Genomic DNA, 25836 nt, shown 5'->3' on the forward strand with positions numbered 1-25836 from the left:
GTATATGAATTTATTAGATCGTGTAAATACACCACAAGATATTAAAAGTATGAGTGTAGCAGAATTAAAAACCTTAGCTCAAGAAATTCGTGAAGTATTGATTACCCGTGTTTCTGAAACTGGTGGTCATATGGCACCTAATCTTGGTTTTGTAGAAGCTACTTTGGCTTTACACTATGTTTTTGATTCACCAAAGGATAAATTTGTCTTTGATGTGTCGCATCAATCCTATATTCATAAAATCTTAACTGGCCGTAAAGCTGCTTTTACGGATCCTGCTTCGTATACGAAGTATTCAGGCTATACTAACCCTAATGAAAGTGAACATGACTTTTTCACAGTAGGCCATACGTCTACAGCCGTTAGTTTGGCTTCTGGCTTAGCGAAAGCTCGTGATTTAAAAGGTGAAACTGGCAATGTAGTGGCTATTTTAGGGGATGGTTCTTTATCTGGTGGCGAAGCCATGGAAGGCCTCAATGTGAGCGCTACCTTAGGTAGTAATTTTATTGTCTTATTTAATGACAATGATATGTCCATTGCCCCTAATGAAGGTGGTTTATATCCTCATTTAAAAGAATTACGGGATAGCAAGGGCACAGCCACTAATAATTTCTTCAAAGCTATGGGCCTTAACTATGTGTTTGTAGAAGATGGTCACGATTTAGAAGCTTTAATTAAAGCCTTTAAAGCGGTGAAAGATACAGATCATCCAGTAGTTCTTCATGTCGTTACGGTTAAAGGGAAAGGCTTACCAGAAGCGGAAGCTAATAAAGAAGATTACCATTATATTATGGGGAAACACTTTGATGTGGATGCTTATATGAAAGAAGAACATTTTGATGAAATTATTGCTACCCATTTATTGGCTAAAATGAAAGCGGATAAAACAGTAGTGGGCTTAACGGCGGGGGTACCTGGGATTGCTGGTTTTACAGCAGACCGTCGCGCTGAAGCAGGTAAACAATTTATCGATGTAGGCATTGCTGAAGAACATATGGTAGCTATGGCAGCTGGTCTTGCTAAAAATGGGGCTAAACCTGTTATTTTGGATGCTGGTACGTTCTTACAACGGACGTATGACCAATTAACACAAGATTTAGCTTTGAACAGTAATCCTGCCACGATTATTTCATTCCCTTTAGGGGGCGGCATTTCTTCCATGGATGCTACCCATTCTAGTGCTTTTGACATGGCTATGATGAATAATATCCCTAATTTACGTGTTTTATCGCCTGCTACAAAAGAAGAATTAATAGCTATGTTAGATTGGTCTTTAGACCAGACTGAAATGCCTGTTATGATTCGTGTGCCAGGTGGCAAAGTACAGACTTATGAAGCTGGTAAAGCCTTTACAGGTGCTTTAACAAATGAAGTAACAGCGCGTGGTAATACGGTAGCGATTTTAGGCCTTGGTGCATTCTATGATTTAGGTTTACGTACTAAAGAAGTTTTACAAGCTGAATTAGGCATTGAAGCAACCTTAGTAAATCCTCGTTTATCCTCTGAAGTTGATGAAGCAACGTTAGAAGCTTTAAAAGCTAATCATAGCTTAGTGGTTACTTTGGAAGATGGCGTATTAGACGGTGGCTTTGGTGAAAAAGTAGCTCGCTTCTATGGTCCTACGGATGTCAAAGTATTAAATATTGGTATGAAAAAAGAAGTGAATGACCGGGTGCCTATGAAAGAATTAGTAGCTCGTTATCATTTATCGCCTGAATTAATCGTCGCTGATATTAAAGGTATTTTAAACAAATAAGTCAGAGATTATACATCAATACGTTAATTTATTATAGACACATTGAGTTGTTATAAATACATTAAGCTGCTATAAATACGCTAATTTTTTATAAAAAAGTAAGCCTTGTTCTACCCGTATTACGTGAGGTAGGATAAGGCTTCTTTTTATAAACTGTGATTACTCATAGCGAAATAACGTAGATTTTGGTATACTATACGGTAAGTATATATGATATATACCAAGCGTACATGTGTAAGTACATATGGTACATGTAATAACGTATCCACTTGAAGTAAGAGGAGAGTGATAAATCAGTGGATGGTGATGTAGGTCTGGAAATATTAATAATTTTATTATTAATTGTAGCTAATGGTATTTTTTCAATGACCGAATTAGCGATTGTTAATGCCCGTAAAGGTTTATTAGAAGATAGTGCTGAAAAAGGTAGTAAAGGCGCTTTAAGAGCCATTCAATTGTCGGAAGATCCTAATCAGATGTTTTCCACTATACAAATTGGGATTACCTTAATTGGTATCGTTACTGGTTTGTATTCAGGCGCCGCTTTGTCGGAGCCGATGGCTAAAGTTATTAAAGAATATATACCGGCCTTAGCAAGCTATGCTGATTCTGTAAGCCCTATTATTATTGTTTCCTTAACAACATATTTATCTTTAGTGATTGGGGAATTAGTGCCTAAGCGTTTGGCCCTTAATGCACCAGAGAAAATTGCTATTTTTATGGCGGTACCGATGCATTATTTTGCTGTTGTAGCGACTCCTTTAGTGGCGTTACTAAGCGTTTCTACGTCGTCTTTATTAAAAATTATGGGCGTCAAAGATAAAGAAGAAGCGCCAGTAACAGAATTAGAAATTAATAAAATGTTGACCCAAGGTGTGGAATTGGGCGCTTTTGAAAAGGACGAACCACGTCTGGTAGATAATGTATTTCGTTTGGCTGATTTAAGTGCTGGTGATGTTATGACACCACGAACGCAGTTAAAATGGTTAGACTTAAATAGTCCTGACGAAGAAATTAAAGAACGATTATGTCATTCCACTCATTATCGATTACCTGTAGGCCGCGATTCCTTAGATGAATTAGAAGGCTTAGTCGTAGTGGCTGACGTCTTTGCGGAACATATGAAGCAAGGTGGTCATAAGACATTAAAACAATTGGTAGAAGAATGTACGAAGCAGCCGGTTATGGTGCCTGAGTCGATTAGTCTTATGAAGCTATTAGAAGTCTTTCGTACAGAAGGGGTTCATGAAACAGTTGTATTAGACGAATATGGTGGTTTTAGTGGCCTAGTTACTTTGCATGATATTATGGAAAAGCTAGTAGGTCTTATGCCAGCTAGTGAAGATGAATTAAAAGAAGAAGAAAATCGCGTTATTCAGCGCAGTGATACGACTTGGTTGGTAGATGGGCTTTTAAATATTGATGAATTTAAAGAATATTTCCATATTACCAAGGAACTGCCAGGAGAAAACGAAGATCTATATAAAACAGTAGGTGGCTTTTTAATGTACTTATTTGGCCGTATACCTAAAGAATTAGAACGGTATGTGTGGGAAGAGTATACCTTTGAAATTGTTGATATGGACAATGTGCGTATTGATAAAATCATGGTAACCTATGAACCGCCAGCCATGAGTGAAGAAGAACCTACAGAGGCTTAATTAAAAATAAACCCTAATAGTTACTTAGTTAAGAAGTAGCTATTAGGGTTATTTTTATGAGCTCTTATTTATTAATCTTTATTTTTGTAATAGTGACCAGGTACAACACTATCTGTTTTAGCTAAGTTATCTAAGGATATTTTTTTATCACCCCCCATGAGTACTTCTAAGACCTCTAAGGTATGGGTAACTTTGGCTATAGGGAGTTGACTTAATAATTGCTCATAATATTGAATTTCTAAATTATGAATTTCCTCACACACTAAGGATACGGATTGGCCAACGTCGGTGATTTTTAATAGGACGGATTTCAAATCGGTAGGCTGATGAAACTTGATGAGCAAGCCATTGGTGGCTAAAAATTTTACATATCTTGATACTAAGCCTTGTGAAAATGGCATAGCTTGGACTACTTCTTGATAGGTAGCCACTAAATCAGGTTTTTGAGCGACATAATTTAAAATTTGCATTTGCGAATGATTAAATTTTTTCTTCAATAAGCGCTCTACAATTTGAGGTGAAACTCGATGGATATATTTAGGTAAGGCTTCATTGATAAATTGTTTGCGCAGTTCACTATTATACATGGAAAATAAACGAGCGGTGTCCACTAATTGCTTATATAAATTGTTGTTGTTTGGACTAGTATTCATGCACTGTCTCCTTATATATATTACCTGTAATATATTTGACATTATACCATATAAAAAGTAAAATGTAACTAAAATATAAATAAAATAGTAATGAGTACATGATATAGGAGGATATGCGATGCAGTGGCAGCCAAGGCGTGTAATTAAACAATGGGGAAGTCTTATGTTAGTGGCAATATTATTAATCGCCAGTGGATGTGGTAGTGATTCTGAATCAAAGGAGCAAGCACCCCTCGTGAAAACGATGGTGATTGGTAAAGAGATAGGACGTAGTGAGAATAGTTTAGCTGGTACGATTAAAAATCGATATGAAACAGCTTTGTCGTTTCAAATTGGTGGTCGTGTGATTCAAAAGAATTTTACTGTTGGTGATAGAGTGAGTGCCGGTCAAGTATTAGCTGTCTTAAATCAGAGTGATACGAGCAGTCAATTGCAAAATGCACAAGGGGCTTTAGCAGCCGCTCAATCGCAATATGAATTAGCCGCTACTAATGTAGAACGATATCGCGTTTTATATGCCCAAGAAGCGGTAAGTCAATTGCAATTAGATCAGATGGAAAATTCCTATAAAGTAGCAGCGGCTCAATTAGAACAGGCACAGGCTAATATAAAAACCAGTGAAAATCAACAGAATTATACGCAATTAATAGCCCCAGCTGATGGGATTATAACCGCTAGTTCTATTGAAGTAGGCCAAGTGGTAGGGGCTGGCCAAACGGTAGGGACAATAGCGGTCGGGGATGAGCCAGAAGCGGTGATTGCCTTGCCAGAACAAATGATGGCCTCTGTGAAGGTAGGTTCAGAAGCTACGGTGACTTATTGGGCGTTACCAAATGTAGTAACTACAGGCATTGTGCGAGAAATTTCACCAGTTCCTGATGCAACAGCGCGAACCTATACAGTGAAAGTGGCTTTGCCTAATCGACCTGCACAGTTACAACTGGGGATGACGGCTAATGTAGCCTTTACCGAAGGGAATGGCCAAGCCTTAGAAGTACCATTAACAGCGTTAGTGGGGGCACGAGAACCTAAACAAAATAGCACAGCACAAGTATATGTAGTAACCAAAGATAATACCGTTAAATTAATAACTGTTACCTTGGGCCAAATGGGAGCCAATAGTGTACAAGTAAGTTCTGGTTTGCAAGCTGGTGACCGTATAGTGACGGCAGGCACGGATAAATTAGAAGAAGGGACTAAGGTACGGATATGAATTTCAATTTAGCAGACTGGGCCTTGCGTCATAAATCGATTATTTATTTTTTCATAGCCATGTTTTTTGCCATTGGTACCTTTTCCTTTATGAAAATAGGTCGTATGGAAGATCCTAATTTTACCATTCGTACCATGGTAGTAGCAGCCACTTGGCCCGGTGCCTCACCACAGCAAATGTCTGAACAAGTGACGGATAAATTAGAAGAAAAGATTCGCGATTTACCAGGGCTTGATTATACCAAAAGTTTTACCGATGGTAGTAAAACTGTTATTTATGTAAATTTAAAAGAAAATTTGCCCGATGATCAAGTACGGGCTGCTTGGACAGAAGTACGCCATATGGTAGATGATGAGTGGTCAAGTTTACCAGCTGGGGTACAAGGACCTATTATTAATGATCGTTTTGATGATGTGTATGGCACGATTTATGCCTTAACGGGAGAGGATTATTCCTATGAAGAAAAACGTGCCTATGCAGAGCAAATTAAGCGTGTCCTATTGACTGTACCTAATGTGAAACGCATTGATTTAAAAGGGGTGCAACAACAAACCTTATATGTGGAAATGAATAAGGATAAATTGGCCTCCTATCATATTAGCAGTGAGTCCATATTAAATGCGTTGAAACAGCAAAGTTCTATGGCCCCCGCTGGTATGATTGATACGGATACAAATAATGTATATCTGCGCGTTAATGGCCTATTCGATAGCGTTGATGCCGTTCGTGAAATGCCTTTACAAGTGAATGGTCAGACCCTTCGCTTAGGGGATATGGCGACGGTACGGCTTGATTATGGTGAACCAGAAAGCCCGTTGTTCTACTTTAATGGTAAACCAGCCATTGGTATTGCTGTTTCCATGGATCCAGGGGCCAATAATATTGAATTTGGTGAAGCCTTACAAGCTAAATTAGCTTCTTATAAAGGGGAATTACCAGTCGGTTTAACAGTCGATCAAGTATCTAATCAACCGCAAGTGGTGGATGAGTCTATTAGTGAGTTTACTCGCTCTCTCTTTGAAGCGATTGCTATTGTATTGGTAGTTAGCTTTATATCCTTAGGGGTGCGAAGTGGCCTGGTGGTAGCCTTAACCATTCCCGTAGTTGTGGCGACTACCTTTGTGGGCATGTATGCAGATGGATTGGATTTACATAAAGTAAGTTTAGGGGCTTTGATTATTTCCTTAGGTTTATTAGTGGATGATGCCATTATTGTCGTTGAAATGATGACTCTTAAAATGGAAGAAGGATTAGATACCCATTCAGCAGCTACCTTTGCGTATAAATCTACAGCCTTTCCGATGCTCAGTGGTACTTTAATAACTTGTGCAGGCTTTTTGCCTATATTCCTTTCCGAAGGATCCGTAGCTGAGTTTACCCATTCCTTATTCATCGTAGTAGCTATGGCACTTTTATTATCTTGGTTTGCTTCTGTATTAGTGAGCCCTGTATTGGGCAGTCGTTTAATTCGCATTAAAGATAATCATGGTGAAACGCGGACTGTTCGTGTGCAAAAAGCCTTTTTACAACGGTTTGAACGCTTTTTGCATTGGGCGCTTGGTCATCGACGGACCGTATTGATTACGACAGTCGCTTTATTTATTGTTTCTTTAATTAGCGTACCTTTAATTAAAGTTGAATTTTTCCCTGCTTCCACACGGCCTGAAATTATGGTGTCCATTCAATTTCCACAAAGTTCATCCTTACAATATACAAAGGAACAAGCGGAGACCTTGGATGGAATTTTAAGCGGTGACAAGCGGATTAATCACTATTCAGCGCATATAGGTGAAGGAGCGCCCCGCTTTATTTTGACCTTAGATCCAGAAGTGGAACGCAATAATTTCATGCAGTATGTAATTGTAGCTAATTCTTTAGAAGATAGAAATGAATTATATACTGAATTGCGAGCCAAGTTAAATGATACTTTCCCTTCGGCCTTAGTGAATATGACCTTTTTACAAACGGGACCTCCTTCTAAATATCCTATTATGTTCCGCGTATCAGGACCAGATACGGCTAAAGTAAAAGATATAGCCAATGAAGTGAAAGACGTATTTAAAACCTATCCAGATATAACGGATATTTCTGAAGATTGGCCAGATAATACACCGACTATACAGGTTCACATTGATCCGGCGAAAGCACGGCTAATGGGCGTAGATAGTTATACTGTAGCTACTGATTTACAAGGAAAAATTTCAGGTGTTACCGTAGGTCAATATTATGTAGGAAATCAGACGATTCCTATGAAATTTAAATTGAGTGGTAATGAAGAACACAATATGAGTGTGTTACAGAATATTCCTATTCAAACGGGGTCAGGCGCTTATGTACCATTGAGCCAGATTGCTACCATTTCTTTAGGTAATGAAGATGGTATTATTTGGCGTCGTAATATGGAGCCTACTATTACGGTTCATGGGAATGTACCGCCTAATGTAATGGCAAATTCCTTGGCTAATGATTTAAATAAAAAACTAGATACGGTGAGAGCTAATATACCAGCTGGTTATACCATTGAAGTAGATGGTTCTGCTGAACGTAGTAATATTGCTATGGATAATTTAAAAGGGCCTATGCCTATTATGCTTTGCTTAATCATGACTATTTTAATGTTCCAGTTGAAAAAGATTCCCCTCATGCTCATGGCGCTTTTAACAGCCCCATTAGGCCTAATAGGGGTCGTGTTAACGATGTTATTAACGAATACGCCTATGGGCTTTATGGTGGTGTTAGGTGTTATTTCCTTAAGTGGTATGATTATTCGTAATTCTATAATCTTAATTGATCAAATAGAATTACATCGCCGAGAGGGACAAAGTACCTATGAGGCTATTATTAGCTCTACTATTTTGCGGTTTAGACCGATTATGTTAACAGCTTTAGCTGCTATTTTAGGGATGGTGCCTTTGATGCGGAGTGCTTTCTGGTCTCCTATGGCCATTGCTTTCAGCGGTGGTTTATTGGTAGCTACTATTTTAACACTCATCGTATTACCTATTATGTATTCTGTCTATTATAAGGCTGAGCCGAAGTAAGTCATTTATAATTGTGAATTTTTGCTGGTAATTTTACGATTAATACGATAAAATTTAATCGAATAGCATTGCCTAGACAGGGCTAGATGTGGTTAAATAGGTAAAGAGTAAGTGCCAATAATAATGAAAAGGAGCAAGTACAATGAGTGACATTGCATATTATGCGATCCATTATGGGGTAGATGAAAAAGGATATATCGGCTATAACAAGGTGAATCATGAAGTAGAGGTCGTTTTGCCGGCCAAAGAGTGGCAACAAAAAGTATGGGATTATTTACATACGCCACAAACATTAGAAAAAGCTATAGGCTTAGACACTTATGAAACCATTACGGTTGATCCATTAGCATCATTAGCTGATTTAAAACTTGCTTTAACTGTTATGTGGGGCCGTACGGACGTGCAAGTTGATTGGAGCCGTCCTATTGAAATTGAAGGAACTATGCATTTTCCTGAATAATATCCTCAGTTAGGCATCCTTAACACCTGTTGTGTTAAGTTGGTTATACACGGGGATAGTTTATAATTTAATACATAAATACGAACATATCCACAGAATATACACAAAATTCTGTGGATATATTGTGTATAGCTTGTGTGTAAGTAAATAAATTTGGTGGATAAGTGAATAAAATAGTGGATAACTCTGTGTATAGTTTTTATTTAAGCTGTGATCTATCCACTTATATTGCGATATGCGAGCATTCCGTTTATAATATATACATACATGCGTACTTAGGATAGGAGAAGAAAGGGTAACTTTCTAAAGTATATGCTATGTTATACATGCGTCTATAGCTCAGTAGGATAGAGCAGCAGTTTCCTAAACTGCGTGTCGGTGGTTCGATTCCGCCTAGGCGCACCATACGAATTCAGTAACCATGAGGCTTTAAGCCTTGTGGTTATTTTTATTTGAAAATAATTCCCAAATATGATAAAAGGTATATTAAATAAGCATACATAGCTAAAATAAGCGAAAAAATGGTAACTTTTTACCGATTTTTTTCAAGAAAAGAAGGTAATTTTTTAAACATAGTGTGTATTTTTTTGAGTATCTTTTTGGGGTGGATACTACATCTTATTTTTATATAAATTAAAGAAAAATAGAATAAAAATTAATATTATTTAGTTTTTATATTTTAATACGTAATAATAAATTTAAAATATTTATTTTTATGCTATTAGTTTCTTATAATTGATAGTAAAGATTACAGTGTAGATAATTGAACACGGTGAATGTACACTCTATGCACTACAAGCATGATGATTAGTTGTCATTTTAAACATGCCATGCTATCATACGTATATGAATTGTCTTTCCTGAACGGATTTTTGGGGGCTTATATTTGGGAAAGGGTATGCGTGTTTTTTATGAGGTTACATTTTAAGGAGTAAAGGTTATGTTGAATGAACAAACAATGGTCCAGAAGGACATACCGGTGCAAGGAGATATTCCTGTACAGGAAGAAACACTATCTCAAGTAGGTCAAAGCACCCAAACGTTGGATGCTAGCAAATGGAACAAACAAGATACAGTTTGGATGTTAGGTTTATTTGGTACGGCTATTGGGGCAGGCGTGTTATTCTTGCCAATTAATGCCGGAATTGGTGGTATTTTACCACTTATCTTAATTACTTTGTTTGCTTTTCCTGTTACATTCTATGCACACCGTGCGTTAGCTCGTATGGTTATGGCATCTTCTTCACCAGATAAAGGGATTATTGGTGCTGTTGAAGAATTCTGGGGGCCTGTAGCTGCTCGTCTTTTTAATATCGTATATTTTATTAGTATTTATACCATTTTGTTATTATATTCTGTTGCGATTACTAATACGACTGACAGCTTATTGACACACCAGATTGGCATTGAAGGGATTGATCGTAGTATCATCACTATAGCTGTTATTTTAGGCTTGTTAGCTATCGTACGAATGGGTCAAGACATTATTGTACGAATTATGAGTTATTTAGTATATCCATTTATTGCTACTTTATTGCTCATCGGCATGTATTTGATTCCACAGTGGAATACAGCCATTCTTTCCTATGAACCTGTAGGCGGCAGCATGGGTATGTTAATGACTTTATGGATGACCTTCCCTGTATTGGTATTCTCTTTCAATCATTCCCCTATTATTTCTACGTTTGTTATGAAAGAACGTCATGAATATGGTGATGATCAAGTGGATAAAAAGACTCGTGACATCCAACGTTATGCTGTTTTATTGATGTTCGTAGTGGTTATGTTCTTCGTATATAGCTGCGTATTTAGTTTATCCCCAGCTGACTTACAAGCTGCGAAAGACAAAAATATTTCCATTCTTTCTTATTTAGCAAATCATTTTAATACACCATTTATTGCTTGGTTTGCCCCTATTATTGCTTTTGTAGCTATTACAAAATCTTTCTTAGGTCACTATGTAGGTGCTTATGAAGGGTTACGCGATATTATCATCGACTTAGGTAAAGTGAATAAGAAATCTTTCAATGAAAAAACGATTGACCGTATTATCTTATTATTCATGATGGTTACTTGTTCTTTAATTGCTTACTTAAACCCAAGTATTTTAGGCATTATTGAAACCTTGAGTGGTCCAGCAGTCGCTTTCATTTTATTACTTATGCCAATGGTAGCGGTACGTAAAGTAGAAAAAATGAAAAAATATCAAAGTGTTTCTAATTACTTCGTTATCGTAGTTGGTTTAATCACAGTAGCCGCTATGTTCTATGGTCTTATTCAGTAAGTAGTTCTTAGTTTTACGGTTTTATGCAGTAAGTAATAGATTCTATACAAAACAACAATTCCATAGTGAATTTGAAAGTTGCCATTTGATGAAGCTTCATTAAATGGTGACTTTTTTTATTGGCATTACCTTAGGAATAGGGCTAACCTATTTACTAGGCAAGGGCGTTATGGTATATTAGAATTAATTTATAATTATAGGGGATAGGTACAATACTAAGTTGATGAAAGCATCAACGAGAAGAGATAGAGGAGGTTTATCCATGGTTGGATTAGATGCAAGCGAACAAGCAAAACAAATTGCTAAAGCTGGTTATACAGAAGATAGAGATTATACCTTAGAGGAAGCCTTGGCAGAGGCTAAACGTTGTTTGAACTGTGCAAAACCGTTGTGTCGCACAGGTTGCCCTATTGAAAATGAAATCCCTCGTTTTATTCAGGCTATTGCGCGTGGTAACTTTGGGGAAGCGAATGATATTATTGGTGAACGCAGTAATTTGCCGGCTGTTTGTGGTCGTGTTTGCCCTCGTGAAAAACAGTGTGAAGGGCATTGTATTTTAAATCGTGCTAACAAGCCCATTAATATTGGTAAATTGGAACGTTTCGCGGCGGATTTTGAAAGTTTGCATGGCCTTCGTCGTATGAAACCCATCATTAAAGATCAAGGCAAAATTGGCATTATTGGTTCAGGCCCAGCTGGCCTTACCGTTGCCAGTGATATGGCTAAATTAGGCTATGAAGTGACTATTTTTGAAAAACAGGATGAACCAGGCGGTATTTTACTTTATGGGATTCCTGCTTTCCGTTTAAGCAAGGAAGTAGTACACCGTGAAATTAATCGTTTAAAAGCACTCGGTGTTACGTTTGAATGTAATACGATTATTGGTCCTGATAAAACCATTGATTCTTTATTTGAAGAAGGCTATGATGCTATTTTCATCGCTACCGGTACGCATGTGCCTATGGAATTACCGATGCGTGGCGATGAAAAACCAGGCGTTTTACAAGCAATGGCCTTATTAACAGCGGTGCAATTACATCAAAATGGTCGTGTTGGGGATGATGCGATTCCAGTAAATAGTGGTGATCGAGTAGTCGTAATTGGTGCTGGCAATGTGGCTATGGATGCGGCTCGTACTTGTGTGCGTTTAGGTGCTTCCGTGACAGTAGCGTATCGCCGTGGTGAAGAAAATATGAGTGCTAATCCTTTAGAATATAAAGAAGCTAAAGAAGAAGGGGTAGATTTTAAATTCTATGCGTCCCCTGCTAGTGTAGAAGGGGATGTAGTGGTAGAAGGTTTGCGTTGTGAAATGCAAGAACTGCAAGAAGATGGTTCTATTAAGCCAACTGGTCATTATGAAACTATCCCTGCAGATAAGATTATCATTGCTATTGGTCATAAGCCAAATGCTCGTTTAGTGGGCCCTGGTAATGGCATTGAAGTTAATAAAGATGGTTATGTAGTAACTCGTGAAATGCCATATGGTATGACAAGTCGCAAAGGTGTATTTGCTGGTGGTGACGTAGTACATAAACCTGCCACTGTAGTATTGGCTATGCGTGCTGCCAAAAAGGTCGTAGAAGGTATGGTTAACTATTGTGAAGCTAAACGTTTCTTAGGCGATATGTAACCCCATAGTCTAAAACATATGGCAATAAATAGATAGTAATAAACAGATAGTAAACACATAATATAAAGAAATCGTATATAAAAGTCATAGTATAAAAAAGGCCGTTGCCCACTGATTAGTAGGGCAACGGTCTTTTTCGATTAGATGAGGTTTCGCTGTTTTAAACCTTGAATAATCCATTTAGCGGCTTCTTTAATTGTATCAGGATGAGCGGCTAAGTTGAAACGACCAAAGCCTGGGGTAGCTGGGGCAAAATTCGCACTCGTATTAACCCCAACACGGCATTCTTTGATAAGAAAATTATCTAGTTCATCAGGTTTTATATAGGCGTTAAAATCGAGCCATGCTAAATAAGTAGCTTCTAATGGGGTAAAGCCTATATTAGGTGCTTTAGAGAGCAGTTCTTTTTTTAGCAACTCATAATTGCTTTGAATGGTAGCTAAAAGACCCGTAAGCCAAACATCACCAGTCTGATAAGCCGTTTCAGCAGCCACTAAATTGAGGACTGACAATTGAGTATGATCGATGGTTTTTACATAATTATCGAACGTCTGACGATGCGCTTTGTTGGGAATGATAATATGGGCCACTGGTAATGATGCTAAATTAAAGGTTTTAGAAGCGCTGGTCATAGTAATAATAGATTCTTTGAAACGACCATTAGCAACTTTTAAAGCTGGTGTAAAGGTACCAAAGTGGAAATCTTGATGGATTTCATCGCTAACAATGAGTACCTGGTACTGTTCACAAAGGGTGAAGAGGCGCGTCAATTCTTCTTCAGACCAAAGACGGCTCACTGGATTGTGTGGATTACAAAGAATAAAGACTTTGACCTGATGGTCTTTCATTTTTTGCTCTACATCGTCAAAATCAATATAATAACGACCTGTATTATCTCGTTGTAATTCACTACAAATAGGGGTTCGATCCGTATCTTGAGGTGTGCTAAAGAAAGGAAAATAGACTGGGCTTAGCATCATAACAGAGTCTTTTGGTTTCGTAAACGCTTGGAGAATCCAGAAGAGGGTTGTGATAGTACCACTAGTAAAACGTAGCCAACCCTTTTTAGGTGTATAACCATGATGACGAGTTAGCCAATCGATAAAAGTCTGATGATAGGTGGGGCTTATTAAGGAATACCCAAAAGCACCTTGTTTAATTCTAGTTTCTAAGGCTGTGATTACTGTTTCAGGCACTTTAAAGTCCATGTCAGCCACCCAAAGGGGAATGACATCTGTCGTGTTAAATCGTTGTTGTAAGGCATCCCATTTCACACTATTAGTGCCTCGTCGATCTAGGGCATAATGCTTTAAAAATGTTTCAGTAGTCATAGTTTTTGACATATATACACCTCCTATATGAGTTTAATGAGCCCATATCTTAGAGTTAAATATAATAAGAATTAAATAAAATAAGAACTGCTTTCATTATAACAAATGCATGTAAAAAGGAGAATAGAGGTGTTATAATGAAACGGACGTACTTTATGAATTGGTAAGCGTTATGTAGGGAGTTATTATATGCTTAGATTTAATCGTTTTACCCAAGGTGTATTGCAAGATGTTAAAACCTTAGGTTGGTTTATTGTATTATTAAGTGTATTCCGCTTAATCTTTGTGGTTATATTTAGTAATCAGTTGAATGAAAGTGTTACTATAACCGATTGGTTATTAACTATGTGGTATGGTCTGCGTATTAGTTTAAAAACAGCAGGCTTGTTTATGGCTTTAGGATTCTTTTTGATTACGGTGCCTTGTGTAGTATGGTCAAAATGGCCACGTCGCTACTTGCGAGGCTTCTTGGCTTATGGCGGTACTATACTTTTTACGCTTCTCTTTTTTGTGCGCATACCGTATTTTGCTATTTTTAATTCAAGCTTTAATCGCATGCTAATTAATGGGGCAAATGATGATTGGTATGCTATTTTAGTGACAGCGATTGATACATATGGTTTATTATGGCGTTTACCGTTAGCTTTAGTTGTAGGGCTATTATTAGGTTGGTGTGCGTGGCGTTGGATTGACTATCAATGTCCGCGTACCACCGCGTGGTTAGAAGCTCTAAGTCCTACATCTAACACATCACTTTGGAGTCGTACAATTGGCATTTTACTTATATTAGCTATAAGTGCTGTATTTTTACGCTTTGGTGGAGCCTTTACTTATAGTAACTCTATTAATTGGGAAAATGCAGGCCGTTTACCCTCACAAGTGTTAAATGAAGCGATTCTTGATGATGGTCAGGCTTTGTATCGTGTATATGCTAGTGAAAAACGGTTGGCACAAGCATTCAAATTAGATATTTCTGAAACGGAATTAAAAGAATATATAGCAGTTAATGGTGGTAATCCTAAGTCTGCTACTATTGATACAGCGTTTACCCATACTATAGGTATGCCACGCTTGCAGGAACAGCCTAAGACAGTCGTGTTAGTACTAGGCGAAAGTTACGCTTTATGGCCATTTTTAGATACTTTTAAAGGGCCTGGCGATTATTTAGTTAGTGAAGGGAAAGCTTTAGCGCAATCGCCTCATAGTTTGTTTCTACAAGGCTTAGCTCATGGAACAGGGACTATGCCTGCTGTTAATGGCTATGTAACAGGTTTGCCAAGTACGGGGCTATATGAGAATTATGAAAAAGAGTCGTATAAAGAAAAATATGGCTTTGGTATAGCAGCTACCATGAAGCGGTTAGGCTATAAAACGGTATTTTGGTATGGTGGTTTTGGTGCTTGGCAGGATGTGCGTAATTTTGTGTTAGCTCAAAATTTTGATGAGTTTCATGATGTAGGTTCCTTCTCGCAAAAGTCAGGTAATGCGTGGGGAGTGCCTGATGGTGTGCTATTTAAAGAAGTAGAAGCCTATATGGCGGCGCATAAGGGGGAAAAAGTATTCCACTTTATTTTGACTACTAGTAATCACCCACCTTATGATATTGACCTCGATGTAGCTGGTTTTGATGCTCGTAAGGTGATGAATACAGGTATTAAGGAGTTACCAGAAGATTCGGAACGCATCATTGAATTAGGCCATATTTGGTATGCAGATCAAATGATGGGGCAGTTTGTTAAACAAGCACAAACGGTGGATCCACAGACTTTATTCGTTATAACAGGTGACCATGGGGAACGATTTACCTTTGCTAAGGAAGTGGATCGTCGTACTAATTCGGGGATTCCTATTATTTTCTATGGTGCAGGTATAGATGCTAACAGGCTAGCTAGTTATAAAGGTGGTAATGAATCGGGCACTTCAAATTCTCCCCTTGCCTTTGCTAGTTCATTGCAAATTATACCAACGTTAGCTGAATTAGTAGGGCGTCCTGGTGATACTTATGAAAGTTTGGTGCCAAGTATTTTTGATCAAGGAAGTTTTGTATTTAATCATGAATTATGGATTGATCAGACGGGCTATCATGAGCAAAAAGAAGGGCTACCAGCCACTTATAAACAGAAAATTGACGAGTTACGCACTATTGCTATTTGGCGCGTGAAACGTGGAAATGCGTTGAACTAGATAACTAATAAAAACGGCCCCTACTTGTAGGAGCCGTTTTTTCACGTGCATTGTAAGATATTATTTATGTTCTTCTTCATTGATGCGTTGGATTTCGAGTGCTTCTTCACGATTGAACTTAGTAGACAATACGAGGTTTACAAAGTAAGCAATTGTAATGAGGAAGACTGCAAGGCCAAGCCATTCAGCAGTGCTAGCAAAGTCTTTGCCTACCATGCCAAGTGGATCTTCGCCACCACCAGAGGTTACGGAAATAACGATGATTACCGCAATTAATACACCAATTAAACTTTCACCAACAATCATACCGGACGCAAAGAGTACGCCACGACGGTTACATTGTTCAACATCAGCTTCAGCTAATTTACCGCTTCGTTCTTTAGCTCGTTTTACTAGATATTTACCAACGAAATAGCTCATGAAAGAACCGATAACGAGTGGCATTTCAAGAGTTGGTGGTAAGTAGATACCCATACCAATGGCTAATGGTGGTAAGGATAAAGTAGCGGTTGTGCTCTTAAGAATTAAGTTAACAATAATCCCGATGATACCGATACCAACACCAATAAGGATATAATCCCAATCAAGATTGGAACTAAAGATACCTTGTGCAATAGTTGTCATCAAAGTAGCTTGTGGTGCGGATAAAGCAGCGGAAGGATCCATTTCAGGACGAGGCAAGGCGCCTGTGAAACCATAGGCTTCATATAAAAGGTTAAGTACAGGAGCGATAGCTACGGCACCAGCAACGGAACCAATTAATAAAGCAACCTGCTGTTTCCAAGGCGTAGCACCTACGAGTTGACCAGTTTTAAGGTCTTGTAGGTTATCGTTAGAAATAGCGGCGATACATACAACTACACTAGTCATGAATAAAGCCATAGCGGTAGTGAATTTAACGCCTGCTTCTGTAGCAAATAAGTCATTAGCAGAGGCAATGGCAAAAACTACGAGGGATGAAATGATAATCCCTAAGATACCAATACCGGAAATTGGGCTTGCAGATGTACCGATAAGACCAGCCATGTAACCACAAGCAGCGGCTACGAAGAAACCGATACAAAGGGCAATTATGATACCGCAAACTACTAAGGTCCACATAAGAGCTGGATTGATATCAACGGCACTTACGAAGGAGTAGAAGCAAATTACTAGACCAATTAAGATTACTAAGAATACGATACCTACTGTGGATGGTTTCATATCAGTATCCATACGATGGGTATCACGTTCTTCGTTAGACATTTTCATGTTTTTAACGGAGATGCGCATACCTTCAACGATTGGTTTAGCTAAGGTAATCAAGGTCCAAATAGCGGCAATACCGATACAGCCAGCGCCGATGAAACGAACTTTTTCTTTCCATACAGCCATGGCAAAGGATTCTACTGATTTAGCATCGCCCATAGGTAATACATTGGTTAAGTATGGTACGAAACCACCCCAAGCAATAATCATACCGACTAAAATGGCAATACCACTGGCAATCCCAATGAGGAAGCCAGCCCCTAATAAGGCGGTGGAGAAGCCTAGTGGGAATTGGGTAACCCCACGGCCTACACCAAACCAGAAGCTCATTTCACCAGCTAAGTAATGGAAACCATTGGTACATAAGCTGATAATACCGGCAAAAATACCACCACTAACGATTTCTTTCATACCGCTAGCAGAAGCAGAGGCGCCTTTTTCATCACTGTGAGCTTGGCTACCAACTTTTAAGATTTCAGCTGCAGCGCGGCCTTCTGGATATGGTAAATCGCTGTTAACTACCATAGCGCGGCGTAGTGGAATGGTAAATAATACCCCTAAACAACCACCGCAAGCACAGAGTAGTAGCGTTTCACCATAAGGGAAACCTTGCCAATAGCCTAGCATCAATAGGCCTGGCAATACGAAAATAACAGCTGATAAGGTACCAGCAGCAGATGCTTGAGTCTGTACCATGTTGTTTTCAAGAACGTTAGAGTCTTTGAAAAAACGTAGGATAGCCATAGAGATAACGGCTGCAGGAATAGAGCTAGAGAAGGTTAACCCTACTTTAAGCCCTAAATATACGTTTGACGCGGTAAAGATAATAGTTATAAGTACGCCTAATAGCATACCGCGAAACGTTAATTCCGGCAGATGCAAGTCATGACTCATAAAATCATGCTTCATACTAATCCTCCTTACTTTTTAAAACAGGAAAAAATAATATCCTTACTAGACAATTGTACAAAATATACGGACAAAATTCAATAATTTGTAGTTAATTATAATGTATACATTACAATTCATCATGAATTTTTCATAGCAATCTGGTATACTAACTATATATTTAATGCATATATTATAAGATGTTTGATGTGCAATTAGAGAATGAAACGTAGTTAATATGATTACCTGAAGGAGGTTTTTGTTATGAAACACGTATTAAAAACATATATAATGGCTGCCTTAATTGGTTCCGTTGCATTAGGTGCTAATGGCTTAGTGCAAGCATCTGATGTGGAAGTGGTAAAAGTTAACGCAGAGCCAGCGGCTGCTGTAGTTAATGATAATGGTGATGTAGTGGCTGTGGCAACGCCAACGGAAGCCCATAATAATACGACGGGCATCATGACTAAGCGCATTTCACAGGATATTTCCCCAGCGACGAATAAAGCTTTATGGGAAGAATCTGATGAATTAGCGCGTGAAGCCGATTTAGTGCAAGTACCTGAAGCGAATGCCTATTATCAGCGATTGGCTGTTTCTGTTTCACCAGTAGCCGTAACGGGCGATCGTTTACACATTACGTATCCAACAGTTACATCTGTAAGTCCAGTGGTGACGAAGGAAATTAATGACCGCATTACTAAGTATGTTCAGACTTTACAAAAGAATTTAGAAAAGGCTAATTTAAAAGCTGATATGAAAGAAAATCTCTACATTACTTATGATGTAGAAGCCAATGATAAAGGGATTTTCAGCGTTTTAATTAAATCCTATACTATTGGAGATCAAGCGGCTAATGGTTTAAACACGGTAAAAGCGTTTACCTTTAATAGTACCAGTGGTAAAGTTTTATCCTTAGGTGATTTTGGTGGCGTATCTAAAGAGGTACTAAATACGGCCATCAATGAGGATGAAGATTTGAAAGCACAATTCTTCCCTGAAAATTTACCAGTGGATAAAGTACCTGCTGATTTCTATGCGACAGCAGACCATGAATTATATCTTATTTTCCAACAAGGTACAGTAGGACCTATGTCTTCTGGTACCATTTATGTACCAGTTGGTAAAAGTAAACGATAAGAGTAAACAGTAACATATAATGAAAAGAGCTGTAACTCAAATGACGAATATATTTCGCATTTGGTTACAGCTTTTTTTATTTATTGTATTTTTGGGCACTAGCCATTAATTGTTGGCCAATTTGAAAGGCTTGATTTAAATCATCTTCAAAATGAGCTTCTCGATAGGCTTTTTTATCACTTTCTGAAAAGATGGATGACTCAAATTTACTATAATCATCAAATTGTACTGTATTATAGGCATAGTGCTTGAGAGGTTCTACACCTAATATACGATGTACACTAGCTTCTATAGGGGCTAAGCTTTCACGCAAATGAAATTGATAGCTTTGCTCTTCGGTCATGTTCATGGTATAAATAAAGGCAGAAGGAATTGTTTTACCAAGAACAGATGGTACATCAGCGCTATAAATATAGTTTGAAAAAAGGAAGCGTTCAAAGAGGGCTTGTAAGGTTGCTGTTATATTTGAAAAATAAATGGGAGAACCCCAGATGATAGCATCGGCACTTTTTAATTGTTCAATAATTGGTGTTAAATCATCTTTTATAATGCAAGTACCGTGTTCTTTATCTTTTCGTTTACAATAAAAGCAACTGACACAGCTACGATACTGTAAGGGATAGAGTGAGATTAATTCTGTTTCAGCGCCAGCTGCTTGGGCACCAGCTAAGGCTTTATTTAGTAGTTGTACTGTATTTTTGTTGGGGCGAGGGCTGCCATTAATGGCGATAACTTTCATAATAAAACTCCTTTACAAAATAAAATTAGAACTTTCTCTTTATAAGTGTGTATAAAAGGTGGTTGTTATGACATATCCAATGTATTTTTTCTCAGAAGATTTTTTGTCGATTCGAGATTTACTTACTGAATTACCAACTAAAGAATGTTTCTTCAAGGAAGGGGCCTATTTATGGCAACCTGGTGATTCATTAGAATACTTACACTACATTCAATCGGGTGTTTTACAATTTTCTATTAATCATCCCACAGGCCATGAAAAAATAATATCTTTTCATGGCAGAGATACTTTATTTCCTGTATTTTTCGAAGGTCCTGTACAGTTAGAGCAGGCTTTAGAAGCACAAATACTAGCGGATACACATACAGTAGCAGTGAAACGCTCGGATTTTCATAGCCTATTAGCACTTCATTCAGAAGTCAGTTCAGCTGTTATTCGCTGGTATACGCACTTCGTTAATTTATTGCTCTATGAAACGGGGCATCAAGAATATAATGATGGGTTTAGTAAATTGTGTAATCTTATTTACTTACTTCTTTGTCGTGATAAAACTGAAATAGTTATTAGTCAGGAACGATTAGGTAAAATCTTGGGGATGAGTCGGGTACATATTAATTGCTATTTGAGCCGCCTTAAATCAGAAGGTATTATTCAATTGCACCGTATGCGCATAGAAGTGTTGGATAAAGCAGGGCTTATAGCTTATTGTTCAGAAGCTACCGTTGATTGGTAGGCCTGAAAATATGTGACTTGCTCTATGAATACACTGGTATTCATACACAGTTATAGTATAGATAAGCCTAATTGTTATGTCTGTAAACTAGGTTACATAACATAAAAAAGCCCTTAGGCAGGAATTTCTTATATCATGAAATTTCCACCTAAGGGTGTTTATGTTTATAAAGTTTGTAGTACTAATCTAATTATTGTATGTTTGTTATTGCATAGTGTAGTAATTATTACACATTGAAGCGGAAGTAAGTTACATCGCCATCTTTCATAACATATTCTTTACCTTCTAGGCGTACGAGCCCTTTTTCCTTGGCTGCATTTTGGCTACCGCAGGCTACGAGATCATCGAAGGCAACGATTTCGGCACGAATAAAGCCTTTTTCAATGTCGGAGTGAATTTTACCAGCTGCTTGAGGAGCTTTCGTTCCATCTACGATAGTCCAAGCGCGTGCTTCCATTTCACCGGCGGTGAAGAAGTTAATAAGGCCTAATAAAGCATAGCTGGCTTTAATTAATTTATCAAGACCACTTTCTGAAACGCCTAGTTCTTCTAAGAACGCAGTCGCTTCTTCATCAGATAATTCTGCAATTTCAGATTCAATGCGAGCCGATACAACGACAACACCGGACCCTTCTTTGGCAGCGTATTCTTGCACTCGTTTCACATGTTCGTTGCCAGAGTAGTCAGAAATTTCATCTTCTGAAATATTAGCTACATATAAAGATTTTTTAGCTGTTAATAAGGTTAACTCTTTAAGAATTTCTAATTCTTCTTCATCAAGTCCTTGGGCACGCACTGGAATGGCTTCGCCAAGACCTTCAATTACTTTTTCTAAAATAGGAAGTTCGATACGAGCGTCTTTATCACCACTTTTAGCGATTTTTTCAATGCGTTGTTTACGTTTTTCGACAGAATCTAAGTCAGCTAAGCAAAGTTCTGTGTTAATGATTTCAATATCACGAATAGGATCGATGGAGCCAGATACATGCGTAATATTAGGGTCATCAAAACAACGAACTACTTGAGCGATGGCGTCTACTTGACGAATATGGCTAAGGAATTTGTTGCCTAAGCCTTCTCCTTTAGAAGCACCAGCTACAAGACCGGCAATATCTACGAAACGCATAGCGGCAGGAATTACTTTTTTAGATTTAAACATGTCCGCTAATTTATAAATGCGATCATCTGGTACATCAACAACGCCTACATTTGGTTCAATGGTACAGAATGGATAGTTAGCTGCTTCAGCGCCTGCTTTAGTAATAGCATTGAATAATGTACTTTTTCCTACATTAGGAAGACCTACGATACCTACTTCAAGATTTGTGCTCATAATACCACCTTTTTAAATGACTCGATATATACATAATTGTTGTTTATTTTATAACTGCCTATGTTATATGAATATGATTTTACCGTATATGCACATGACTCTATATGCATATCAACAATATATTATAGCATAGAAATAGTTTTACTGCATGATATTTGCGCATAGGAACTGAAATTTGCTAACTGTATGAAAAAGGGCTATAACAAAATGGCGAAAAAGTTTCGCATTTCGTTACAGCCCTTATATGGAGTGTGTTATAAGTTACATTTTAGATTATAAGGAATGGGCACGTAATTCTTCAGCACTGTGCGTAGAAATCCAAGCTGGTGGAATATCAAAAACGGTATACGCACCAGTACCGCCATGTTTAGCTAAGCGATAAATACCACGAGCATAGGCTGTTAAAACAGAGCCCGTAAATTCTGGATTGCTATCAAGTTTTAAGGAATATTCAACTACATGACGAGTACCTTCCGTGCTTTCGCCGCTGCGAAGGACAAAACCACCATGAGGAATTCCCTTATGATTTTTATCCAGTTCTTCTTGGGAAATGAAATGTACAATTGTTTCATAACCAACGAAGTAGTTTTCCATGGTTTTAATATCATGCTCAATTTTAGCTTTATCAACACCATCGGCAGCGACTACGTAGCATTCGCGAAGATGGCCAGATTGAGCCGTCACTTCAGGCGTTTCACCATTGCGAATCTGGTCTAAATACTCTTCACGAGGTACCGTATATTGACGGGCATCAACAACACCTTCTAAGCGACGAATGGCATCGGAGTGACCTTGGCTTACACCACGACCCCAGAAGGTATATGATTTACCCTTTGGCAAAATACTTTCTGCAAACACTCGTTGCAAGGAGAACATGCCTGGATCCCAACCGCAAGAAATAAGCGCGGCATGGCCCCCTTCTTTAGCGGCTTTATTTACATTTTCAAAGTGTTCAGGAATGCGTGCATGGGTATCAAAGCTATCGATAACTGTGAAATGTTTAGCTACCATTGGTGTTTGTTCAATTAAGTCAGTAGCAGAACCACCACAGAGAACCATAACATCAATTTTGCCCTTGAAACTTTCTAACTCGCTCATAGCATAGCTTGGTACGCCACTTACAGTTTGTAAACCGCTACGACGAGAGAATACACCAACTAATTCCATATCTGGCTGTAATTTAACGGCTGCTTCTACGCCACGGCCTAGATTGCCATAGCCTACAATGCCTACTTTAATTAAACTCATAAGTAAGACCTCCTAAAATGTATGTGATAATAACTCTTATTTAATTATCTTATTTTAGTATACCGTTTCCGAACTGACCTGTACAGAGTAAAGTGAAATTTTCTATAGAAAATAAGCTGAGTATTAATTTCAGAGTTAGGTTACGATAAATTATACTAAAAATTATGATAAAAATTTTATTTATATCATATATAGGTATTGTGTTTTACCGTTGCTTAGGTTATAATAGTAAGGCTTATTGATGGTAAGCGCTTCCTACCCCTATGGAAGATAGGGGCATAAGTCCAAAAGAGGAGGTGATTTTGTATGAACAAATACGAAGTCATGGTGATTGTGAAACCAGCCGAAGAAGAGACAACCAACGCGGTTATTGAAAAAGTAGAAGCTTTGATTGCTCGTGTAGGCGGCACAGTAGAAAAGGTAGATCGTTGGGGCAAGCGTCGTCTTGCTTACGCAGTGAAAAAATTCACTGACGGTTTCTACGTATTGGTTAACTTTGAAGCAGATCCTGCTGAAATCAAAGAAATCGATCGTGTATTGAAAATCAACGATGATGTCCTTAAACACCTAATTGTTAAACACGGCAAGTAAGCTCTGGGAGGTTTATTATGAACTCAGTACAGATCTTAGGTAATTTAGCTCGTGACCCTGAAGTGCGCTTTACTAAAACTGGTAGAGCCGTAGCAACATTTACAGTGGCTGCGACAAACACATATTTTGATTCCATAACCAATGAACAGAAGGAACAAACTGCCTTCATCAATTGCGTTGCATGGGGTAAATTAGGGGAAGCAGCTGGTAACCTGCGCAAAGGGAGCCGTTGTTTCGTTGAAGGTCGTTTAAATACCCGTTCCTATGAAACTCAGGATGGGCAAAAACGCTATGTTACTGAAGTAGTGGCTAACTTTGTTGGCCAGTCTTTAGATGCACAAAACGCTGATAGCTTTGGCGGTGGTTCATCTAATTTCGACAGCTTTGGTGGCGGTAACGAAGAAAACATTCCGTTCTAGTGTTTAGGACTCCTACTAATTCGAAAAGGAGGATTCACAATGAGAAGAGATAGAGGCAGAAAGCCAAGAAGAAAAGTATGTAACTTCTGCGTTGATCATGTAGATCAAATCGACTATAAAGATATTGCTAAACTTCGTCGTTTTACGACTGAACGCGGCAAAATTCTTCCTCGTCGTATTTCTGGCACTTGCGCTAAACATCAGCGCAAATTAACTCTTGCAATTAAACGCGCTCGCGCTATTGCATTGTTGCCATTCACTGCAGAATAATCGCATAACAAATGAAAACCCAGTAACCATGATGGTTGCTGGGTTCTTTTATTTTATAAAATGAGTTAAATGGGGGTAATTCGTGGTAGTAGCATCACTATAGTATCCCCGAAACAATCAAATCATGCTTCTATAGCACCCACCAATTTTTTTGATAACTGTGTCATGTTAGTACCGTATGGTAGCAAATTTACAGCTTCTAATAACTGGGATTGTGTTTTATGAGTGTACACATCTTGAGTAATATTACGGCTATTGGAGTGTCCTACAATTAGTTTAACCAGTATTTCATCAATACCATAGTTGCTAGTAAAGGTAATAAAGGTATGACGGCCATCATGAGGTTTATGTTCTTCAAGTCCATAAATCTCTATTATTTCGTCATCTTGATGTGCCCAAAGTGTTTGCAAATCATCAAGGCTATATGGCTTATGCTTGTCTGATTTACCTAATGCTGGTAATTTAATTAATTCAGCATAGTTTTTTTGTATATAGTCATTTTCATAAGCTACTGTAAACACTGCGTTTAAGGTCACTTTAATTTGCCGTTTGTTTGCTGCAGATAATCCACAGTTATCGACAATATCTTGTAGTTGGGCAAGACGTATTTTCTGTATAGGCACTTTTAATAAATGCGTGCATCGACTTTTGGTCATGTTGTAATTGGCTACATTTGCTATACCTAAATTTTCTTTTTGCTTTATCATAAGGTTCTAAACTTCTTCAAAAGTAATATCTTTGGATAAAGATAATTCTGGTCACTTATTATAGGCTTCTAATTCTTCCAAAGCTTCTTTTTGAGTTGAGAAATGTCCTAATGATTTTTTATTTATTATTTATGTTTAGATATTAATTCTTCAAGTTCTTTTAAGTCTTCTAAATCAGCTAGCTTAGCGTTTTCTTTTTTTCTTCGTGTATCAAAGTCGGTATAGGTATTATTGGCTCTTTGTCAAATTTTGGGGCGCTAAAGAGATTATGCACTCTTAGGAAGGACATGCGACGTAATTGTTGTGT

General features: G+C 38.0%; 20 protein-coding genes and 1 tRNA gene. 14 read left to right on the plus strand and 7 right to left on the minus strand.

What is annotated here, in order from left to right; translation table 11 throughout:
- Window positions 1-4 precede the first annotated feature (4 nt).
- Together VER_RS08145 and VER_RS08150 are read left to right on the plus strand one after the other, a co-directional pair.
- A complete protein-coding gene (locus tag VER_RS08145) occupies window positions 5-1756 on the plus strand; it encodes a 1-deoxy-D-xylulose-5-phosphate synthase (RefSeq protein WP_202922150.1) in 1752 nt (583 codons plus the stop codon).
- Between the two features lie 296 nt (window positions 1757-2052).
- Entirely contained in the window at window positions 2053-3417 is a 1365-nt protein-coding gene (locus tag VER_RS08150; protein WP_162100342.1) for a hemolysin family protein, read from the plus strand.
- A gap of 71 nt (window positions 3418-3488) precedes the next feature.
- Here the strand turns inward: VER_RS08150 and VER_RS08155 are convergent, their stop codons facing one another.
- On the minus strand, window positions 3489-4070 hold the full coding sequence (locus VER_RS08155) for a hypothetical protein (RefSeq protein ID WP_162100343.1): 582 nt from the start codon (window positions 4068-4070) through the stop codon (window positions 3489-3491).
- Between the two features lie 118 nt (window positions 4071-4188).
- Between VER_RS08155 and VER_RS08160 the strand changes: the two genes are divergently transcribed.
- From VER_RS08160 to VER_RS08185, 6 genes are all read left to right on the plus strand, one after another.
- Window positions 4189-5283, plus strand: coding sequence for an efflux RND transporter periplasmic adaptor subunit (locus VER_RS08160; protein WP_162100344.1), 1095 nt, complete (start codon window positions 4189-4191; stop codon window positions 5281-5283).
- Window positions 5280-8324 (plus strand): efflux RND transporter permease subunit, encoded by a 3045-nt coding sequence (locus VER_RS08165; RefSeq protein ID WP_162100345.1) that lies wholly within the window; start codon window positions 5280-5282, stop codon window positions 8322-8324. Before VER_RS08160 ends, VER_RS08165 begins: the two co-directional genes overlap by 4 nt.
- 142 nt (window positions 8325-8466) lie before the next feature.
- Window positions 8467-8784 (plus strand): hypothetical protein, encoded by a 318-nt coding sequence (locus VER_RS08170; protein ID WP_162100346.1) that lies wholly within the window; start codon window positions 8467-8469, stop codon window positions 8782-8784.
- Window positions 8785-9112: 328 nt separating this feature from the next.
- Window positions 9113-9189, plus strand: a tRNA-Arg gene (locus VER_RS08175).
- 535 nt (window positions 9190-9724) lie between these two features.
- On the plus strand, window positions 9725-11068 hold the full coding sequence (locus VER_RS08180; RefSeq protein WP_162100347.1) for a septum formation initiator: 1344 nt from the start codon (window positions 9725-9727) through the stop codon (window positions 11066-11068).
- 262 nt (window positions 11069-11330) lie between these two features.
- Complete coding sequence (locus VER_RS08185; RefSeq protein ID WP_238390188.1) at window positions 11331-12698, plus strand: NAD(P)-dependent oxidoreductase; 1368 nt, start codon at window positions 11331-11333, stop codon at window positions 12696-12698.
- 140 nt (window positions 12699-12838) lie between these two features.
- Here the strand turns inward: VER_RS08185 and VER_RS08190 are convergent, their stop codons facing one another.
- A complete protein-coding gene (locus VER_RS08190) occupies window positions 12839-14041 on the minus strand; it encodes a MalY/PatB family protein (RefSeq protein WP_162100348.1) in 1203 nt (400 codons plus the stop codon).
- Between the two features lie 177 nt (window positions 14042-14218).
- Here VER_RS08190 and VER_RS08195 point away from each other — a divergent pair, with 177 nt between their 5' ends.
- Window positions 14219-16213: an LTA synthase family protein gene (locus tag VER_RS08195; protein WP_238390189.1), complete on the plus strand. Its 1995-nt coding sequence runs from the start codon at window positions 14219-14221 to the stop codon at window positions 16211-16213.
- 60 nt (window positions 16214-16273) lie between these two features.
- Here VER_RS08195 and VER_RS08200 read toward each other — a convergent pair whose 3' ends face one another.
- On the minus strand, window positions 16274-18370 hold the full coding sequence (locus VER_RS08200) for an OPT family oligopeptide transporter (protein WP_162100349.1): 2097 nt from the start codon (window positions 18368-18370) through the stop codon (window positions 16274-16276).
- 243 nt (window positions 18371-18613) lie between these two features.
- Here VER_RS08200 and VER_RS08205 point away from each other — a divergent pair, with 243 nt between their 5' ends.
- Window positions 18614-19489, plus strand: a complete 876-nt coding sequence (locus VER_RS08205; protein WP_162100350.1) for a hypothetical protein — start codon at window positions 18614-18616, stop codon at window positions 19487-19489.
- A 76-nt stretch (window positions 19490-19565) separates the two neighbouring features.
- Here the strand turns inward: VER_RS08205 and VER_RS08210 are convergent, their stop codons facing one another.
- Complete coding sequence (locus VER_RS08210; protein WP_162100351.1) at window positions 19566-20228, minus strand: flavodoxin family protein; 663 nt, start codon at window positions 20226-20228, stop codon at window positions 19566-19568.
- 67 nt (window positions 20229-20295) lie between these two features.
- Here VER_RS08210 and VER_RS08215 point away from each other — a divergent pair, with 67 nt between their 5' ends.
- Window positions 20296-20961 carry a Crp/Fnr family transcriptional regulator gene (locus VER_RS08215; RefSeq protein ID WP_162100352.1) on the plus strand — a complete coding sequence of 222 codons (666 nt, stop codon included), beginning with the start codon at window positions 20296-20298 and terminating at the stop codon, window positions 20959-20961.
- A gap of 226 nt (window positions 20962-21187) precedes the next feature.
- Here VER_RS08215 and ychF read toward each other — a convergent pair whose 3' ends face one another.
- Window positions 21188-22294, minus strand: a complete 1107-nt coding sequence (gene ychF, locus VER_RS08220; RefSeq protein ID WP_162100353.1) for a redox-regulated ATPase YchF — start codon at window positions 22292-22294, stop codon at window positions 21188-21190.
- Between the two features lie 273 nt (window positions 22295-22567).
- Window positions 22568-23542, minus strand: coding sequence for a diaminopimelate dehydrogenase (locus tag VER_RS08225; RefSeq protein ID WP_162100354.1), 975 nt, complete (start codon window positions 23540-23542; stop codon window positions 22568-22570).
- Window positions 23543-23848: 306 nt separating this feature from the next.
- Here VER_RS08225 and rpsF point away from each other — a divergent pair, with 306 nt between their 5' ends.
- The 3 genes from rpsF to rpsR are packed head-to-tail and all read left to right on the plus strand — an operon-like array spanning window position 23849 to window position 24822.
- Window positions 23849-24133, plus strand: a complete 285-nt coding sequence (rpsF, locus tag VER_RS08230; protein WP_006555211.1) for a 30S ribosomal protein S6 — start codon at window positions 23849-23851, stop codon at window positions 24131-24133.
- Window positions 24134-24150: 17 nt separating this feature from the next.
- The gene (locus VER_RS08235) at window positions 24151-24552 is read left to right on the plus strand and encodes a single-stranded DNA-binding protein (RefSeq protein ID WP_162100355.1); all 402 of its coding nucleotides are present in this window, start codon (window positions 24151-24153) and stop codon (window positions 24550-24552) included.
- 39 nt (window positions 24553-24591) lie between these two features.
- On the plus strand, window positions 24592-24822 hold the full coding sequence (gene rpsR / locus VER_RS08240; RefSeq protein ID WP_115310530.1) for a 30S ribosomal protein S18: 231 nt from the start codon (window positions 24592-24594) through the stop codon (window positions 24820-24822).
- A gap of 122 nt (window positions 24823-24944) precedes the next feature.
- Here the strand turns inward: rpsR and VER_RS08245 are convergent, their stop codons facing one another.
- Window positions 24945-25529, minus strand: a complete 585-nt coding sequence (locus tag VER_RS08245) for a tyrosine-type recombinase/integrase (RefSeq protein ID WP_162100356.1) — start codon at window positions 25527-25529, stop codon at window positions 24945-24947.
- Between the last annotated feature and the right edge of the window lie 307 nt (window positions 25530-25836).

Origin of the sequence: Veillonella sp. R32 (genome assembly GCF_010093125.1) — a bacterium.
Taxonomy (GTDB): Bacteria; Bacillota; Negativicutes; order Veillonellales; family Veillonellaceae; genus Veillonella_A.

Bases quoted from the DNA above. Each gene is read 5' to 3' on its own strand.
- VER_RS08145 (WP_202922150.1), top strand. From the start codon at position 5: ATGAATTTATTAGATCGTGTAAATACACCACAAGATATTAAAAGTATG.
- VER_RS08155 (WP_162100343.1), bottom strand. From the start codon at position 4,070: ATGAATACTAGTCCAAACAACAACAATTTATATAAGCAATTAGTGGAC.
- VER_RS08160 (WP_162100344.1), top strand. From the start codon at position 4,189: ATGCAGTGGCAGCCAAGGCGTGTAATTAAACAATGGGGAAGTCTTATG.
- VER_RS08165 (WP_162100345.1), top strand. From the start codon at position 5,280: ATGAATTTCAATTTAGCAGACTGGGCCTTGCGTCATAAATCGATTATT.
- VER_RS08170 (WP_162100346.1), top strand. From the start codon at position 8,467: ATGAGTGACATTGCATATTATGCGATCCATTATGGGGTAGATGAAAAA.
- VER_RS08180 (WP_162100347.1), top strand. From the start codon at position 9,725: ATGTTGAATGAACAAACAATGGTCCAGAAGGACATACCGGTGCAAGGA.
- VER_RS08185 (WP_238390188.1), top strand. From the start codon at position 11,331: ATGGTTGGATTAGATGCAAGCGAACAAGCAAAACAAATTGCTAAAGCT.
- VER_RS08190 (WP_162100348.1), bottom strand. From the start codon at position 14,041: ATGTCAAAAACTATGACTACTGAAACATTTTTAAAGCATTATGCCCTA.
- VER_RS08195 (WP_238390189.1), top strand. From the start codon at position 14,219: ATGCTTAGATTTAATCGTTTTACCCAAGGTGTATTGCAAGATGTTAAA.
- VER_RS08200 (WP_162100349.1), bottom strand. From the start codon at position 18,370: ATGAAGCATGATTTTATGAGTCATGACTTGCATCTGCCGGAATTAACG.
- VER_RS08205 (WP_162100350.1), top strand. From the start codon at position 18,614: ATGAAACACGTATTAAAAACATATATAATGGCTGCCTTAATTGGTTCC.
- VER_RS08210 (WP_162100351.1), bottom strand. From the start codon at position 20,228: ATGAAAGTTATCGCCATTAATGGCAGCCCTCGCCCCAACAAAAATACA.
- VER_RS08215 (WP_162100352.1), top strand. From the start codon at position 20,296: ATGACATATCCAATGTATTTTTTCTCAGAAGATTTTTTGTCGATTCGA.
- ychF (WP_162100353.1), bottom strand. From the start codon at position 22,294: ATGAGCACAAATCTTGAAGTAGGTATCGTAGGTCTTCCTAATGTAGGA.
- VER_RS08225 (WP_162100354.1), bottom strand. From the start codon at position 23,542: ATGAGTTTAATTAAAGTAGGCATTGTAGGCTATGGCAATCTAGGCCGT.
- rpsF (WP_006555211.1), top strand. From the start codon at position 23,849: ATGAACAAATACGAAGTCATGGTGATTGTGAAACCAGCCGAAGAAGAG.
- VER_RS08235 (WP_162100355.1), top strand. From the start codon at position 24,151: ATGAACTCAGTACAGATCTTAGGTAATTTAGCTCGTGACCCTGAAGTG.
- rpsR (WP_115310530.1), top strand. From the start codon at position 24,592: ATGAGAAGAGATAGAGGCAGAAAGCCAAGAAGAAAAGTATGTAACTTC.
- VER_RS08245 (WP_162100356.1), bottom strand. From the start codon at position 25,529: ATGATAAAGCAAAAAGAAAATTTAGGTATAGCAAATGTAGCCAATTAC.